Annotated in this window: 17 protein-coding genes; 13 read left to right on the plus strand and 4 right to left on the minus strand. The window is 67.0% G+C overall.

Annotation, left to right across the window (positions count from 1 at the left end):
• Positions 1-67 precede the first annotated feature (67 nt).
• The 3 genes from ACFSX5_RS03415 to ACFSX5_RS03425 all read left to right on the plus strand — a co-directional run bounded on the left by ACFSX5_RS03415 (position 68) and on the right by ACFSX5_RS03425 (position 2,278).
• The gene (locus ACFSX5_RS03415; protein WP_386831787.1) at positions 68-727 is read left to right on the plus strand and encodes a peptidase inhibitor family I36 protein; all 660 of its coding nucleotides are present in this window, start codon (positions 68-70) and stop codon (positions 725-727) included.
• Between the two features lie 210 nt (positions 728-937).
• Positions 938-1,597 (plus strand): SH3 domain-containing protein, encoded by a 660-nt coding sequence (locus ACFSX5_RS03420; RefSeq protein WP_386831789.1) that lies wholly within the window; start codon positions 938-940, stop codon positions 1,595-1,597.
• Between the two features lie 108 nt (positions 1,598-1,705).
• Positions 1,706-2,278: an SH3 domain-containing protein gene (locus ACFSX5_RS03425; RefSeq protein ID WP_386831791.1), complete on the plus strand. Its 573-nt coding sequence runs from the start codon at positions 1,706-1,708 to the stop codon at positions 2,276-2,278.
• Positions 2,279-2,295: 17 nt separating this feature from the next.
• Here ACFSX5_RS03425 and ACFSX5_RS03430 read toward each other — a convergent pair whose 3' ends face one another.
• Together ACFSX5_RS03430 and ACFSX5_RS03435 are read right to left on the minus strand one after the other, a co-directional pair.
• Entirely contained in the window at positions 2,296-2,667 is a 372-nt protein-coding gene (locus tag ACFSX5_RS03430) for a DoxX family protein (RefSeq protein ID WP_386831792.1), read from the minus strand.
• 77 nt (positions 2,668-2,744) lie between these two features.
• Positions 2,745-3,305 (minus strand): DUF1003 domain-containing protein, encoded by a 561-nt coding sequence (locus tag ACFSX5_RS03435; RefSeq protein ID WP_386831794.1) that lies wholly within the window; start codon positions 3,303-3,305, stop codon positions 2,745-2,747.
• 160 nt (positions 3,306-3,465) lie between these two features.
• Between ACFSX5_RS03435 and ACFSX5_RS03440 the strand changes: the two genes are divergently transcribed.
• The 5 genes from ACFSX5_RS03440 (at position 3,466) to ACFSX5_RS03460 (ending at position 7,478) form a co-directional block, all read left to right on the plus strand.
• A complete protein-coding gene (locus tag ACFSX5_RS03440; protein WP_386831796.1) occupies positions 3,466-3,873 on the plus strand; it encodes a hypothetical protein in 408 nt (135 codons plus the stop codon).
• 118 nt (positions 3,874-3,991) lie between these two features.
• Positions 3,992-5,263 (plus strand): RsmB/NOP family class I SAM-dependent RNA methyltransferase, encoded by a 1,272-nt coding sequence (locus ACFSX5_RS03445; protein WP_386831797.1) that lies wholly within the window; start codon positions 3,992-3,994, stop codon positions 5,261-5,263.
• A gap of 199 nt (positions 5,264-5,462) precedes the next feature.
• Positions 5,463-5,675, plus strand: coding sequence for a hypothetical protein (locus ACFSX5_RS03450; RefSeq protein WP_386831799.1), 213 nt, complete (start codon positions 5,463-5,465; stop codon positions 5,673-5,675).
• A gap of 164 nt (positions 5,676-5,839) precedes the next feature.
• Positions 5,840-6,520, plus strand: a complete 681-nt coding sequence (locus ACFSX5_RS03455; RefSeq protein ID WP_386831801.1) for a DUF1236 domain-containing protein — start codon at positions 5,840-5,842, stop codon at positions 6,518-6,520.
• 151 nt (positions 6,521-6,671) lie between these two features.
• Positions 6,672-7,478: a hypothetical protein gene (locus ACFSX5_RS03460; RefSeq protein ID WP_386831803.1), complete on the plus strand. Its 807-nt coding sequence runs from the start codon at positions 6,672-6,674 to the stop codon at positions 7,476-7,478.
• Positions 7,479-7,555: 77 nt separating this feature from the next.
• Here the strand turns inward: ACFSX5_RS03460 and ACFSX5_RS03465 are convergent, their stop codons facing one another.
• Positions 7,556-8,119: a GFA family protein gene (locus tag ACFSX5_RS03465; RefSeq protein ID WP_386831805.1), complete on the minus strand. Its 564-nt coding sequence runs from the start codon at positions 8,117-8,119 to the stop codon at positions 7,556-7,558.
• A gap of 125 nt (positions 8,120-8,244) precedes the next feature.
• Here ACFSX5_RS03465 and ACFSX5_RS03470 point away from each other — a divergent pair, with 125 nt between their 5' ends.
• From ACFSX5_RS03470 to ACFSX5_RS03490, 5 genes are all read left to right on the plus strand, one after another.
• Positions 8,245-8,916, plus strand: coding sequence for a spermidine synthase (locus ACFSX5_RS03470; protein ID WP_386831807.1), 672 nt, complete (start codon positions 8,245-8,247; stop codon positions 8,914-8,916).
• Positions 8,917-9,273: 357 nt separating this feature from the next.
• Positions 9,274-11,652 carry an excinuclease ABC subunit UvrB gene (uvrB, locus tag ACFSX5_RS03475; protein ID WP_386835568.1) on the plus strand — a complete coding sequence of 793 codons (2,379 nt, stop codon included), beginning with the start codon at positions 9,274-9,276 and terminating at the stop codon, positions 11,650-11,652.
• Between the two features lie 307 nt (positions 11,653-11,959).
• Complete coding sequence (locus tag ACFSX5_RS03480) at positions 11,960-12,325, plus strand: hypothetical protein (RefSeq protein WP_386831809.1); 366 nt, start codon at positions 11,960-11,962, stop codon at positions 12,323-12,325.
• A 411-nt stretch (positions 12,326-12,736) separates the two neighbouring features.
• Positions 12,737-13,243 carry a pyridoxamine 5'-phosphate oxidase family protein gene (locus tag ACFSX5_RS03485; protein WP_386831811.1) on the plus strand — a complete coding sequence of 169 codons (507 nt, stop codon included), beginning with the start codon at positions 12,737-12,739 and terminating at the stop codon, positions 13,241-13,243.
• 132 nt (positions 13,244-13,375) lie between these two features.
• Positions 13,376-13,669, plus strand: coding sequence for an SH3 domain-containing protein (locus tag ACFSX5_RS03490; RefSeq protein ID WP_386831813.1), 294 nt, complete (start codon positions 13,376-13,378; stop codon positions 13,667-13,669).
• A 160-nt stretch (positions 13,670-13,829) separates the two neighbouring features.
• On the opposite strand, the gene hemH is transcribed toward ACFSX5_RS03490, so the two are convergent.
• Positions 13,830-14,852, minus strand: coding sequence for a ferrochelatase (hemH, locus tag ACFSX5_RS03495; RefSeq protein WP_386831815.1), 1,023 nt, complete (start codon positions 14,850-14,852; stop codon positions 13,830-13,832).
• Between the last annotated feature and the right edge of the window lie 3 nt (positions 14,853-14,855).

The following is a 14,855-nucleotide window of genomic DNA, read 5'->3' on the forward strand; positions in this document are numbered from 1 at the left end:
GCCAGCGCTCAGCTGCCATATGTTGCAACAGGTCAACGGCCCTCGAGGTCGGCTTGGAGTCAGTTCAATGAAGAAGTTCCGCCTGGGCGTTCTCGCCCTTCTGGCTCTGGTGGCCAGCACCACTGCCGCCTTCGCCATACCCGGCATCCTGAAGTCCGAGGCAACCCTCTACTCCGGGCCGAGCCTGGAAGCCCAGCCGCTTGGCCTGGTGCCCGCCAATCAGGCAGTCGAGGTGGGCCAGTGCGGAGGCGGCTTCTGCCCCATCAGCTTCAATGGCCAGTCAGGCTACGTCCAGGACCGGTTCATCGCCTTCACCCGCGGACAACGTCAGCCACAGCCGCAGCCACAGCCTCAGCCGCAGCCCGCCCCCTGGCCACAGCCGCAGCCCTGGCCGCAGCCACAACCATGGCCGCAGCCCCAGCCCTGGCCACAGCCGCAACCCTGGCCCCAACCACAACCGCAGCCGCCGCAATGGGAAGATGCCGGTGCCTGCTTCTACAGCGAGCGCAATTTCCGCGGCTCCAGCTTCTGCCTGGAGGAAGGCGAAAGCTTTGCGCGGCTCCGCAACTGGGATGACCGGATCCGCTCCGTAGAGGTTTTCGGCGGCGCCCGCGTCGATCTGTGCAGCAATCGCAACTTCGCCGGCGCCTGCGTGACGCTGCGCTCCGACGCCTCGCGTCTGCCGCGTGAACTGGACTCGCGGGTCACCTCGGTCGAGGTTTACTAGCCTGCCAAAGCATTCAGGTGCCATTCAGCCTCGGAGTGGCACCTCATCCACAGCAGCGACTGCCGCCAATGGCCCGTTGTTGCTCTCGTCCCTCGAGCCGGAACCCTTTTTTGGGCCGCTCCGTTTCAGGGACAACTCGAAACAATGGCTGTCGGTCGAACAGCGTCGCTCCGATAACCGGGGCCGCCCGCCAGCCGCAGGAGCGCAAGAATGAACCGCCATACTCGCAAGATGCTGCTCAATCTCGCCACCGCGACCGCCGTCGCGGCTACGGCGGTCGTCGTCTTTCTTCCCGCCGCTCAGGCGGCCCCCGGCACCGTGACCAGCAACGTCAACGTGCGCTCCGGCCCCGGCACCAATTACGAGGTGGTCGACACGGCTCGTCGCGGCACCCAGGTCGATGTGCAGCAGTGCCAGGGCTCCTGGTGCTACATCGTCAAGGCGGGCCCCGATGGCTGGGTTTCGGCCAACTATCTCAGTGCCGGCGGCAATCCGGTGAACCCATCCCAGCCTGGCATCAACTTCGGCATCCAGGTGCCTGGCGGTCCGTCGATCAACTTCGGCGTCGGCCAGCAGCCGCAGCCGCCGCGTCCCGGCCCGTCTCCGCGCCCGCGCCCGCAGCCCACGTTCGGCGAAGTCTGCTTCTTCGACCGCACCAATTTCCGCGGCGGCAGCTTCTGCCTTGAGCAGGGCGAGAGCATTCGCAACCTGGGCGACTGGCGCGACCGCATCTCCTCCATCGACAACAGCGATGGCCTGTCGGTGCAGGTCTGCTCGGAGCGGAACTTCCGCAACTGCCGCACCTACACCACCAGCGCGCGCAATCTGGGCGACTTCGACGACTACATCGCCTCGATCCGCGTCCGCTAAGCGGCACGGGCAACACCAATCAAGGGCGCCGTTCGCGGCGCCTTTTTTACGCTTTGCGTCATCTGTGCTGCGCGCTAGTCTCGCCGCACTTCTGCTTCGGGGTCGCTCATGCTTGCTCTGCGCCGTTTCGCCGCCATCGCCCTGGCTCTCGCCACCATGGTCCCCGCCGCTTTTGCCGCCTCCGAGTCCGGTAGTCACGGCTGGAGCACGGCGCACCTGACGCTGCGCGACGGCCCCGGTCCGGTCTACGCCGTCACCGGCGAAATCCCCGCCGACACCGCCATCAAGATCCTGCGCTGCCAGCGCCTGTGGTGCGTCGTCGACGGCCCCGGCGGCCGCGGCTGGGCCAGCAAGGATCACGTCTCCTTCGGCACCACCTCCACCCCCTGGCCCGGCGGCATCAACCCCGATTACGCCTATGGCGAAGGCGGCACCATCTGCTTCTATACCGGCACCAACTACACCGGCTCGCGCCTCTGCGCTGGCGGTGGCGAGGTCTTCCCCGACCTGGCCCTGCGCGGTCTCGACAACGTCTTCGCCTCGGCGGAAGTCATCGGCCGCGCCTCCGCCGCCGCCTGCCGTGACCGCTTCTTCCAGAGCTATTGCGAACGCATCGTCTCGTCCCAGCCGGTGCTGGACCAATACCTCGTCCGCAACCTCTCCTCGATCCGCGTGTACTGACGCCCTACGGCCGGGACTTAACGAACCAGCGGAAACACTCTCCGCACCCGTTCCTCGCGCAGCCACAGCGCCAGCCACACCGCAATGCCGAGATAGATGCTGAACAGCGTGTGGCTGAACAGCGGATTATCCACCCTCAGATTTGCCGCGAGCGAGCCGCCGAGCAGCCCGGTGGTGAGCACCGCGCCGAGCAGCGCCGTCTGCGGGATCAGGAACAGCACCATGCAGCCGATCTCGATCAGCCCGATCAGCAGCAGGTATTTGAGCGGCCAGCCCACCACCTCCATCGGCTGAATCGCCGCCTCCAGCCCCAGCAGCTTCGGCGCCGCCGAGGCTCCCGCCAGAAACAGCGCCACCAGCACGCTCAACACCCAACCCGCGATCTTCATGTCGTTCTCCCTGGCGGCCCCGCGCCGCCGATACCGAACCGACGAGCGACACCGGAGAATTTCGACACACGGCAGAGCTAGCGCGCCGGATCTTCCGCCGCCGTGGTTTCCGCATCGGCCAATTGATGCATCACCTCGGCCGGATCGACCTCCTGCTTCAACTCCTCGATCTCCGGGTCAGGCTCCGTTCGCACCCCGAGCTTTTCGGCAATGGCGTCGACCAGCGTAAGCAGGCGCGTGGTCTCGTGCTCGTTGAGCAGGCTGATCTGCAGGTCGAGATCGGCGCGCAGATCGTCCTGCGCCGCCATGCGGTTCTGGTTGATCAGCACGAAGGTCGACAGGAAGATCGCCTCGACCGACGCCGCCATCGCCAGCACCACCAGCGACGGGTCCCACGCCGGCAGGATCGGCACCCAGCCGATATTGATCAGGATCCAGCCGCCGAACAGCACCAGGTGGATATAGACGAACACCATGCTGCCGGCGAACCGGCTGATCGCCCCGGCCACCCGGCTCTCCAGCGATGCCGAGCGCTCGCGCTCGTGCCGGTCCTCGAGAATGCCGCGGATATTGCGCGACAGCGTCCGGTTCGCCTCCGCCGGTCCGCTCACATCCGCCACCTGCTTGGGTTCCGCCATGATCGCCTCCTGCCGCTCCACAACGGCAGCTCGGACCATTCGTTGCGGGCCGCACCCGCCCACCCAAACAAGTGGCAACATCACGCCGTGGGCATACTATTTCTGCGCTGCGGAAGTTTGAGGGACATAGCTTCCGTCGGCACCAGGGGAGAAAACCATCATGCCATCCGTGTCACATCTGTTCTTTCGCGCCGGAATCCTGTTCCTGCTGGTCGGCATCGGCCTCGGCCTAGCCATGTCGATCACCCAGGTCCACGACGTCATCGGCGCCCACGCTCACATCAACCTGCTCGGTTGGGTCACCAGCGCCATCTTCGGCGGCTATTACGCGCTGAACCCCGCCAAGGCCGAAGGCCTGCTGCCGCGCATCCACTTCTGGCTCTACACCGCCGGCGTGGTGATCATGAGCGCCTCGCTCTACCTCCTGCTCAAGCAGACCCCCGGCATGGAACCCTTCGTCGCGGCTGGGTCGCTGCTCACCGCCGCCGGCATCCTGATCGCCACCTGGGTCATCTTCGCCCCCAGCACCGCTTCTGCCCCCACCGCCCGCATTCTGCCGGCGGAGTAACACCCCCGACGCGCCCCGCCCCATCAGACGGGTGAGGTGCGTCCCAAGGCACAACAACCATGGTCAGCGGCAGCGCCCTCTCCTATGGTGCGGCGCTTCCGCCCGACCAGATTGTCCCGTGTCTCCTGCCGCCCACCTCACCGCCACTCTCGATCTGATCGAGGCCATCGCCGCCGCCCGCCGTCCTGCCGACGCGGAGGCATCCGCCTGGTTCCGCGCTCACCGCCACATCGGCGACTCCGATCGCGGTCCCATGCTGGCGCTGGCCTACACCCTGCTCCGGCACCACGCCCGCCTCGGCTGGTGGCTCGAACGGCTCCGCCTTCCCGACACGCCGCGCCACCGCCTGCTTGCCTGGCTCGCCCTCGACAACACCCCCTCCAGCCACCTCGAAGCGCTGCTGCGCCCGCTCCCCGCCACCGAACGCGCGCTGCTCGACAAGCTCCGCGGCACCACCATCGCGCATCCGGCCATGCCGGACTCCGTGCGCCTCGAATGCCCTGACTGGGCCGCCGCCCCACTCCAGCGCCGCTTCACGGACCGCTTTGCAGCAGAAATGGAAGCAACCCTCGCCGAGCCGCCGCTCGACCTTCGGGTCAATCCGCTCCGGTCTACGCGCGAAGCCATGCTGGCCGACCTGCGCGACCTAGGCCTCCATCCCGACCCCACGCCCCTGTCGCCGCTCGGCATCCGTCTGCGCCAGCGCCTCTCCCTCACCCGGCTGCCCATGCTCAAGACCGGCGAAGTGGAGATCCAGGACGAGGGCTCCCAGCTCGTCGCCATGCTGCTCGACGCCCAGCCCGGCGAGCGTGTCGTCGATTTCTGCGCCGGCGCTGGCGGCAAGACCCTCGCCATCGCCGCGCAGATGCGCAACCGCGGCCATGTCGTCGCCTGCGATGTCAGCGAAATGCGCCTCAAGCGCGCCGCCGAGCGCTTCCGCAAGGCCGGGCTCCACAACATCGAAACGCGCCTGCTCGCCAGCGAGACCGATCGCTGGATCAAGCGCCACAAGCACGGCTTCAGCCGCGTCCTCGTCGACGCGCCCTGCAGCGGCACCGGCACCTGGCGCCGCAACCCCGATGCCCGCTGGCGCTCGCCGGAAGACCAGGGCCTCGACAGCCTCGTCGCCCTCCAGTCCCGCATCCTCGCCAGCGCCGCCCGCCTGGTGAAACCCGGCGGCCGCCTGGTCTACGCCACCTGCTCCCTGCTCCCCGAGGAAAACGAGCAGCAGGTCACGAGCTTCCTCGCCAACCATTCCGATTTCCGCACCGTCCCCACCGGCACCATCCTCCAGCTCGACCAGCCCTATCTCTCCCTGACCCCGGCCCAACACGGCACCGACGGCTTCTTCGCCGCGGTGATGCAGCGGGGCGGCGCCGAAGCGGTGTGACGATCAACCCTCCGCCGGTGCCGGAACTTCGGGGCGCAGCAGCGGCCAGCAGACCCACGCATTGGCGATGCTCGCTCCCCTTGCCTGACAAGACGCTGACCAGGCACATCAGCGAATTTCCATAAGAAATTCAGAAGCTTAGCTGAAACCTTGCCGCCTTCGCCGAGTTGTCCCTGCACGTACAACTCGGAGGTTCAAAATGGCTATCGAACGCGAAACCGTCGTCGAGCGCCCGGCCCGGAACGACACCGTTGTGGTGGATGGCGGCGGCGGCAATCCCTTCGGCATCATCGGCGGAATCATCGCCGCTGTGGTGGCAGTGCTCCTGATCCTGTGGCTGGTGAATGGCGGCACCTCGGGCGATGGCGGCTCGGTCAATGTCGACCTCCCCGAAGTCACGGTCACCGAATAGAGCATGGTGGCGCTCACTCACACGCGCCGGCGCCGATATGCGGCGCTGCTCAAGGCGACGCTGTTGGTCGCTGGCGCCGCTGTGCTGCTGACGCCCAAACATGACCTGACCCTTCCATCATTTCCGCTCGTGACCGCTGCACACGCGGCACCAGGAGATTTCTCATGAACAAGATAATCCCCCTTCTCACCGCCACCGCTCTGGCCACCACGGCGTTCGCTGTTCCGGCCTTCGCCCAAACCGTCTCCGCCACGGCCACCGCCGATCTCAACATCCGCTCCGGTCCGGGGCCGCAATACGCCTCGATTGGCTTTATCGCCTCGGGCGACAGCACCATCGTCGAGGGCTGCCTCGACGGCAGCAAGTGGTGCCGTGTTAGCTATGACGGCGTCAGCGGCTGGTCCTATTCGGACTACCTCACGGCCGACCTCTCCGGTGAAGTCGTGGTGCTGACCGAGCGTTATCCGGATGTGGGCGTCGCCACGGTCACCTACGAGGGCAGCGATACCGCTGCTGGCGGTGCGGTAGCGGGTGCCACCACGGGAGCCGTCGTCGGTGCCTTGGTCGGCGGCCCGGTTGGTGCCGCGATCGGTGGCGCGGTGGGTGCAACCAGCGGCGCGACCGCCGGTGCAGTCATCGATCCGCCGGAAGTCGCCCGTACCTACGTGACGGCAAACCCGGTCGACACGGTCTATCTCGACGGCGAAGTGGTGATCGGCGCCGGGGTGCCGGATACCGTCACGCTGCAGGCGATCCCGGACTACGACTACCAGTACGTCTACATCAACGGCCAGCCGGTGCTGGTGGACCCCGGTACCCGCCGCATCGTCTACGTGCTCCGCTGACCAAGGCGCCGGCTGGCTGCGCCAGCCCCTCCACACCCTCGACCCATCCCTCCCCCGCTCGCGGGGGAGGTTAGGTGGGGGCTTCCCTATGGGACTGAAACCATCCCCCTTCCCCTGGAGTTCACTCCGAGCCCCAGGAGAACCGTCCCCCATGCGAACTGCCGACCTGCCGGTAAAAATCCTCCTCACCCTGACCTACCTCGTGATGGTCGCCACCAACTACCTGGCCAATGCCCTGCCGCTGAATGGCCGCGAAACGGGCGAGATCTCCGACATCTACGAGAACCTGTTCACGCCGGCGGGGATCACCTTTTCCATCTGGAGCCTCATCTACACCCTCCTGGCCATCCACATTCTCTACCAGTGGGGCGCGTTTCACAGCGCCGGCACGCAACACGGGCCGCTCCTGCGCAGGGTAGGCATCCTCTTCTCGCTGACGTCGCTGGCCAACACCGCGTGGGTTTTCGCCTGGCACTACGACTACATCCTGCTCTCAACCCTGCTGATCATCTGCATCCTGGTCATCCTCGCCATCATCGCCACGACCCTTCGCGACGCGGCCCTGACCACACGCGAGCAATGGCTGGTCCGCCTACCGTTCAGCGTCTATTTCGGCTGGATCACCATCGCCACCGTCGCCAACATCACCGTCTGGCTGGTCAGCATCGGCTGGGACCGCTTCGGCATTCCTGAGCAATGGTGGACGGTGATCATCATCGCCCTCGCCGCGGCCATCGGCACCGTGGTCATGCTGCGCAACCACGACTACGCCTACGGCCTCGTCCTGCTCTGGGCCTTCACCGGCATCCTCATCCGCCACACCTCGTCCGGCGACGGCTATGCCGGCCGCTACCCTGAGGTGATCGCGACCACGATCGCCTGCCTTGTAGTTTTCCTCGCCGCCGAAGCCTTCCTGCTCTGGCGACGGCGCAGCCACCCCCACCCAACCTCAACCTGAAGGGGGAACGGGAGCATCGGGCCTGCCTCACCGCCCCAACACCCACCGGCCAGTCCCTCCCCCGCAAGGTGGGGAGGTTAGGTGGGGGGCCTCTCCCCACCCGCGACGGCCCCCTTCAACTCCACCTCCGGCGTATCCAGCGCCACCACCGGCGAGCGGAACCCCATCGCCGCCCACGCCACCAGCAACTGCCCATAGAACTTCGCCGTCGGCCACCGCCCCGCCGGCACGCCGTCGTCGAACACCACCCCCGGCGCGTCCCCGGTCATCGTCCTGAGCCGCAGCGGCGGCAGCGCCTGGCCGTGCCACAGATTGCCATAGAGGCTCACCCAGTGCCCGCCCTTGAACTCCAGCAGCACCGGCGTGTTGCAGCAGGTGGCGATCACCCGCCGGGTTTGCCGCTCCGGCCCCAGCCGGAAATTGCGCAGCCGCTCGTGCCCGGAGAGGATGCGCACCCGGTCCTTGCGATAGAGTACGAAATACGTGCCACCCTGCGCACCCACCACCGCCGGCGCCCCCGGCAGCCGCGCCATTCGCCCCGCGGCGTCCCGGCAACTGCTGCAGTGGCACTCGGAAACCGTGATCGGCGCCCCCTCGGCCGCCAGCCGCACCGTCCCGCACGCACAACTCACTTCCGTCATCGTCTTCTCCCTCACAACACCCCGCCGACGAACCGGCCCACACGCTTTCGACACGCTGTCTTGCAATCCCCTCCCGTGCCGCTACCTTGCGCCGCGCTCCTGACCGCCGCCACCGAAGATCGCCCATGCTCCCCTGGATCAAGCTCGACGAGACCACCGTTCCCGGCGGCGGCGTGCTGAAGCTGATGCAGCGCGGCAGCGAGTTCTCCATCATGTCCGGCACCACCGAGCTGATGAACAGCCGCCTCAGCGGCTCCGAGGAACAGTTGGCGACGCTCTCCGCTGCCCGTCTCGCCGGCCGCAAGGCCCCGCGCGTGCTGATCGGCGGCCTCGGCATGGGCTTCACCCTGCGCGCCGCCCTTGCGAGCTTCGGCGAGGACGCCGAACTGGTCGTCGCCGAACTCGTCCCCGCCGTGATCGCCTGGGCCCGCGGTCCCCTGACGCCCATCCACGGCACCAGCCTCGACGATCCGCGCGTCCGCCTCCACGCGGGCGACGTCGCCGCCGCCATTGCCGCCGGCCCGCCCTGGGACGCCATCCTGCTCGATGTCGACAACGGCCCCGGCGGCCTCTCCCGTCCCGGCAACGACCGGCTCTACAGCCCCGCCGGCCTCGCCGCCGCCCATGCGCGGCTCGTGCCCGGCGGCCATCTCGCCGTCTGGTCCTCGCACCGGGACGAGAAATTCACCAGACGCCTGCATCAGGCCGGTTTCGCGGTGGAGGAAGTCGCCGTCCGCGCCACCCGCTCCGGCAAGGGCGCCCGCCACACCATCTGGTTCGCCACCCGCCCGCGCTGACACTGCTGCCAGCCTCTGTCAGCACCGGCGGTTCCGTCTCCGTTCACAGGGTGTTAAGCTCCGCGCAACCTTTACATGCGGCGCCTCTGTCCCCATCTGAGACGCATCCCCAGAACAGGTGTCTCCATGGCCTCCAAATCTTCCCGCCCGGGCAAGACCGAGTTTTCGATCGACGAGTTCTTCGCCGAGATCGAGAAGGCCGAAGACATCGCCGCGTCCAAGCCCCTCTATGCCGAGCGCATGAAGAACAAGCGCGCCCTCGACCGCGCCGAGGCGGCCGAGAAGAAAGCTGCGACGCCGAAAACCCCGCTCGAGAAGCGCCGCACCACCAAGGCCAATTACGACACCGCCACCGGCATGGCGCCCAGGGCCGCGCGCTCCAAGGCCAACTCCGTCGAGCGCGTCAGCTTCGATGGCATGAGCGAGCCCGCCCAGGCCGGTTTCAACCACAAGCCCTCGGCCAAGGCGCTCAGCGCCCGTGACATCTCCCGCGAAGCCGCCAAGGATCCCGAAGTCCTCGGCAAGCTGCGCGAGGCCGTCGACACCGCCAAGCGCAAGGCCAGGACCCCCGGCGCCGCCTCGCTCGCCGATGCGCAGACCGTCGGCGTCACCGCCACGGTGAAGGCGCTCGAGCAGATCATCCTCCACGGCCGCCCGGAGGTGGAAGGCTCCTCCCCCTGGGTGCCGCACCGCCCTGCCCGCCCGGCCAAGACCGAAGGCGGCCGCCCCTTCAAACTGGTCACCGACTACGAGCCGCGCGGCGACCAGCCCACCGCCATCGCCGAACTGGTGGAAGGCGTCGAGAATGGCGAAACCGACCAGGTCCTGCTCGGCGTCACCGGCTCGGGCAAGACCTTCACCGTCGCCCAGACCATCATGCGCACCCAGCGCCCGGCGCTGATCCTGGCGCCCAACAAGACGCTGGCCGCCCAGCTCTATGGCGAGTTCAAGAACTTCTTCCCCGAGAACGCGGTGGAATACTTCGTCTCCTACTACGACTACTACCAGCCCGAGGCCTACGTCCCGCGCACCGACACCTATATCGAGAAGGAATCCACCATCAACGAGCAGATCGACCGCATGCGCCACTCGGCGACGCGGGCGTTGATGGAGCGCGACGACGTCATCATCGTCGCCTCGGTGTCGTGCATCTACGGCATCGGCTCGGTGGAAGGCTATTCCGCCATGATCGTCGACCTCCGCCCCGGCGAGAAGGTCGACCAGCGCGAGCTCCTCGCCAAGCTGATCGCGCTGCAATACAAGCGCAACGAGCAGAGTTTCACCCGCGGCACCTTCCGCGTCCGCGGCGATACGGTGGAGATCTTCCCCTCCCACTACGAGGACGCCGCCTGGCGCGTCACCCTGTTCGGCAACGAGATCGAGAAGATCGTCGAGTTCGACCCGCTCACCGGCAAGACCGTGGGCAACCGCACCTTCATCCGCATCTACGCCAATTCCCACCACGTGACCCCGCGCGCCACCACCGTCGGCGCCATCAAGCTGATCCGCCAGGAGCTCGCCGGGCGCCTGCAGGAGCTCAACGGCGCCGGCCGCTTCCTCGAAGCCCAGCGCCTCGAGCAGCGCACCCTCTTCGACCTCGAGATGATGGAAGCCACCGGCTCCTGCGCCGGCATCGAGAACTATTCGCGCTACTTCTCCGGCCGCAAGCCGGGCGAGCCGCCGCCGACCCTGTTCGAATACCTGCCCGACAACGCCCTGGTCTTCGTCGACGAAAGCCACGTCACCATCGGCCAGCTCGGCGCCATGTATCGCGGTGACCTCCGCCGCAAGGCAACGCTCGCCGAATACGGCTTCCGCCTCCCCTCCTGCATGGACAACCGCCCGCTCCGCTTCGAGGAGTGGAACGCCATGCGCCCGCAATCGGTCTATGTGTCGGCCACCCCCGGCTCATGGGAGATGGAGCAGACCGGCGGCGTCTTCGCCGAACAGGTCATTCGCCCCACCGGCCTCATTGATCCCCCGGTGGAAGTGCGCCCAGCCAAGGCCCAGGTCGACGACGTCATCGACGAGATCCGCCAGACCATCAACAACGGCTACCGCACCCTCGTCACCGTCCTCACCAAGAAGATGGCCGAGGACCTCACCGAATACATGCACGAGCAGGGCATCCGCGTCCGCTACATGCACTCCGACGTCGACACCATCGAGCGCATCGAGATCATCCGCGATCTCCGCCTCGGCGCCTTCGACGTCCTGGTCGGCATCAACCTCCTGCGCGAAGGCCTCGACATCCCCGAATGCGGCCTCGTCGCCATTCTCGATGCCGACAAGGAAGGGTTCCTGCGCTCCGAAACCTCGCTGATCCAGACCATCGGCCGCGCCGCCCGCAACGTCGACGGCCGCGTCATCCTCTATGCCGACACCGTCACCGGCTCGATGGAACGCGCCCTCGCCGAAACCAACCGCCGCCGCGAAAAGCAGATCGCCTACAACGAGGCCAACGGCATCACCCCGCAATCGGTGAAGTCGCGCATCAACGACATCGTCGACAGCGTCTACGAACGCGACCACGTCACCGTCTCCATCGGCAAGGGCAAGGACGGCAAGGAACTGGTCCAGGCCGGCGCCAACCTCGCCGCGGTGATCAAGGACCTCGAACGCGAAATGCGCGAAGCCGCCACCAACCTCGAGTTCGAGAAGGCCGCACGGCTCCGGGACGAGGTCAAGCGGCTCAAGGAGATGGAGCTGGATACGCTGTCCGGCGAGGTCAACTAGCCGAAGCCCTCGGGCTTGGCCCGAGGGCGCTGCGGGACACGGAGCTGGAAGTCAAGCCTCGGACTGACCCGATGAGGGCTCAGGAGATAGAACTGCATGCGCAGAGGGGCGGGGGCGGCCATCTGCGCATCATCCCCATAGGCGAAGGGGTTCAAGGAGTGAACGCGCCTTACTCGAAGCTTAGGTGGCCCCGCCCAACCTCCCCCTCAGGCGGGGGAGGGGCAGATCGAGTTTGCCCACCCCCCAAAAACAATCCCCGCCCCCTCCGGCCGGCTTATCCTCTCCCGCACTCAACCGGGAGCCCGCCATGTCCAACCCGCCCGAACTCGGCCAGCGTGCCATCCTCCGCTACAACCGGCTGAGCTATGAGCTCGCCGCCTTCGAATATGTCCTGCGCAAGGCCAAGCCCGCGGGCGCCGTCGGCGCGGCGACGGTGCACCAGGTCAACCAGATGCTGCGCGCCGCCAACAGCCTATTCCGGCGCCATGCCGACCTGCCCCGCTTCGACCTGCTCGACCCGGCCGCGCCGGTGACCGTGGCCGATCTCACCATCCTGCTCAGCCGCCTCACCATCGGTGCCCTCCATTTCGAGGAGCGCTACAAGCACCTGCAGACCGTGCCGCCGAAACCCTCCCTCTATGACAGCGAGGGCCTGCCGAGCCCGCACCGCTGAGCGGCCGTTGCCGGCCCGCGGCGATGCCCTTGAAACCACGGAGCTTTCCGGAAACTTATCCCCGCCCCTGCGGCCTCGTCCTACACTGCCGCCGTTCCCGCCAGTCACGCGGCCCCGACGCAGGGCCGGGCGGGAAGACCGGTGGATGGGGGCGCCCATCCGGGTGGGCAGAAAGTCGGCAGCCGCGCCTGCGATAATGGTTGCGCCTGAGTCCGGACCCGCCGAAAATCCGTGTTCGTGACGGGCGGCCATTGGTCCGTCATTCGTTTCGGAAGGGCCGATGGCCGCCCGTCACCGTGTCCCCGCGACGCCACCCCGTGGCCGGGCGGCGCTTTCGCACGTCGCCTCACACCCCTTTGTCGCAACCGCTCCCGCGTGCCCTCGTTGAGCCGGCAACCGAAGGAGTTCGCGATGAAAGACCACGACACCCATTCCGACAAGTCCGAGGCCGAGATCGTCGATCGCATCTGGGAGCTCGCCGACGACATCGATTTCTGCATGTTCACCACCTGGGATGGCGAGCGCCAGCGCTCCCGCCCGCTCTCGGCCCGCGTCAAGCGCGACCAGCACGCCATCTACTTCCTGGTGGACGAGGAAGGCGGCAAGAACTGGCAGATCGAGCGCTTCCCCTATGTCTCGCTCGCCTGGAGCGACACCAAGGGCCAGAAATACGTGGTGATCTCCGGCCGCGCCGAGATCAGCAATGATCGCCAGAAGATCGAGGAACTGTGGACCGCCTTCGACAAGGCCTGGTGGGAAGACAGTTCCGACCCGTCCATCCGGCTGATCACCGTCACCCCGGAGGAAGGCGAATTGTGGGACAGCCCCAATCGCCTCGTCTCCACCGCCAAGATGCTGACCACCGCCCTCACCGGCGCCCACACCGACATGGGCGAACAGGCCCACGCCCGGCTCTAGGCACAAACGATGGGCTCGGACGCCACCCCACCCCCGATGTCATCAAACCCTCGATGTCATCCCCGCGAAAGCGGGGATCCATCCTGGGATATCGCGATGACACACAGAGGGAACCGCGCTAGGAACACCCCCATGCGCCCGCTACTCGCCGCCCTCGCCCTGATCCTCGCCGCCGGCCCGGCCCTCGCCGAGCCCACCGCCCGCGTCGTCGGCGGCAATATCCCGGTCTATTCCGGCCCCGGCCGTGGCTACCCCATCATCGGCCGCATCCCCGACGGCACCACCGTGCCGCTCGAATACTGCACCCGCCGCGACAGCGAATGGTGCTTCATCCCCGATACCGGCTGGGTTCTCGGCAGCTACCTGGTCGGCTGGTCCGGCAAGATCCAGGTCACGCCCCCCGACTTCATGGGCCCCGGCTGGTAAATCTATCCCCGCCTGCCGATCTCGCCCTAAACTCGCACCCCAAGTTCATCGTCCCTCCCCCGCCAGCGGGGGAGGCCAGGTGGGGGTTCTTCCGGAGGAACGAGGTCGCCTCCCTTTCGGGCGCGAGATCGGTGCTCAGCGAACGGTCAATCGGGCTTTCCTACAACCACCCCGCCAATTCCCGCCGCACCACCGTCTCGATCATGTCCATCCCGGCCGGCGAGTCATTGAGGCACGGAATATACGCATAGTCCTCGCCCCCGGCCTCGAGGAAGCTTTCCTTGCCGGCCATGGCGATCTCTTCCAGCGTCTCGATGCAGTCCGCCGAGAACGCCGGCGCCAGGACCGCGACCTTCTTGATCCCCTTTTTCGGCAATTCTTCCAGCGTCTTGTCGGTATAGGGCTGCAGCCATTCCGTCGGCCCGAAGCGCGACTGGAACGTCACCATCATCCGCTCCTCCGGCCAGCCCAGATACTCCCGCACCAGCCGCGTCGTCTTGTAGCACTGGCAGTGGTAGGGGTCGCCCTTCTTGAGGTAGTCCACCGGCATGCCGTGGTAGCTGGTGATCACCAGCTCCGGCTCGAACGGAAGCGCCGCCACCCCGTCGCGGATCGAATTGCCCAGCACCTCGATATATTTGGGGTCCTCGAAATAGGCCGGCGCCGTCCGCACCGCCGGCTGCCAGCGCATCGTCTTCAGCGCGTCGAATGCCTTGTCGTTGGCCGTCGCGGTGGTGGTCGCCGAATATTGCGGATAAAGCGGCAGCAGCAGGATGCGCTGGCACCCCGCCGCCTGCATCCGCTCGAGCACGCTCCGCGTCGAGGGATTGCCGTAGCGCATGGCATAGTCCACCACCACGCCGTCGCCCGCCAACCGCTCCGCCAGCGCCCTGGTCTGCGCCTCGGTGATCACCCTGAGCGGGCTCTCGTTGCGCTCCTTGTCCCAGATGGTTGCATAGGCATGCCCCGCCTTCTGCGGCCGGACGCTCAAAATGGCGAGGTTCAGGATCGGCCACCACAGCCATTTCGGCGTCTCGATCACTCGCGGGTCCGACAGGAACTCCTTGAGGTAGCGCCGCACGCTCCAATAGTCGGTGGCATCGGGCGTGCCGAGATTGAGCAGCAGCACGCCGATCTTCTGCTCTTGGATGAAGGGGTGGTCGGGAGGGAGGGTGCGGGACATGAA

The organism is Devosia albogilva (genome assembly GCF_042685625.1).
GTDB lineage: Bacteria > Pseudomonadota > Alphaproteobacteria > Rhizobiales > Devosiaceae > Devosia > Devosia albogilva.

What these genes read in the sequence shown, in the direction of transcription:
- ACFSX5_RS03450 (WP_386831799.1), top strand. Translation starts at nt 5,463, where the DNA reads ATGGCTATCGAACGCGAAACCGTCGTCGAGCGCCCGGCCCGGAACGAC.
- ACFSX5_RS03440 (WP_386831796.1), top strand. Translation starts at nt 3,466, where the DNA reads ATGCCATCCGTGTCACATCTGTTCTTTCGCGCCGGAATCCTGTTCCTG.
- ACFSX5_RS03420 (WP_386831789.1), top strand. Translation starts at nt 938, where the DNA reads ATGAACCGCCATACTCGCAAGATGCTGCTCAATCTCGCCACCGCGACC.
- ACFSX5_RS03465 (WP_386831805.1), bottom strand. Translation starts at nt 8,119, where the DNA reads ATGACGGAAGTGAGTTGTGCGTGCGGGACGGTGCGGCTGGCGGCCGAG.
- ACFSX5_RS03460 (WP_386831803.1), top strand. Translation starts at nt 6,672, where the DNA reads ATGCGAACTGCCGACCTGCCGGTAAAAATCCTCCTCACCCTGACCTAC.
- ACFSX5_RS03415 (WP_386831787.1), top strand. Translation starts at nt 68, where the DNA reads ATGAAGAAGTTCCGCCTGGGCGTTCTCGCCCTTCTGGCTCTGGTGGCC.
- ACFSX5_RS03425 (WP_386831791.1), top strand. Translation starts at nt 1,706, where the DNA reads ATGCTTGCTCTGCGCCGTTTCGCCGCCATCGCCCTGGCTCTCGCCACC.
- ACFSX5_RS03470 (WP_386831807.1), top strand. Translation starts at nt 8,245, where the DNA reads ATGCTCCCCTGGATCAAGCTCGACGAGACCACCGTTCCCGGCGGCGGC.
- ACFSX5_RS03435 (WP_386831794.1), bottom strand. Translation starts at nt 3,305, where the DNA reads ATGGCGGAACCCAAGCAGGTGGCGGATGTGAGCGGACCGGCGGAGGCG.
- ACFSX5_RS03480 (WP_386831809.1), top strand. Translation starts at nt 11,960, where the DNA reads ATGTCCAACCCGCCCGAACTCGGCCAGCGTGCCATCCTCCGCTACAAC.
- hemH (WP_386831815.1), bottom strand. Translation starts at nt 14,852, where the DNA reads ATGTCCCGCACCCTCCCTCCCGACCACCCCTTCATCCAAGAGCAGAAG.
- uvrB (WP_386835568.1), top strand. Translation starts at nt 9,274, where the DNA reads ATGGCGCCCAGGGCCGCGCGCTCCAAGGCCAACTCCGTCGAGCGCGTC.
- ACFSX5_RS03455 (WP_386831801.1), top strand. Translation starts at nt 5,840, where the DNA reads ATGAACAAGATAATCCCCCTTCTCACCGCCACCGCTCTGGCCACCACG.
- ACFSX5_RS03485 (WP_386831811.1), top strand. Translation starts at nt 12,737, where the DNA reads ATGAAAGACCACGACACCCATTCCGACAAGTCCGAGGCCGAGATCGTC.
- ACFSX5_RS03430 (WP_386831792.1), bottom strand. Translation starts at nt 2,667, where the DNA reads ATGAAGATCGCGGGTTGGGTGTTGAGCGTGCTGGTGGCGCTGTTTCTG.
- ACFSX5_RS03490 (WP_386831813.1), top strand. Translation starts at nt 13,376, where the DNA reads ATGCGCCCGCTACTCGCCGCCCTCGCCCTGATCCTCGCCGCCGGCCCG.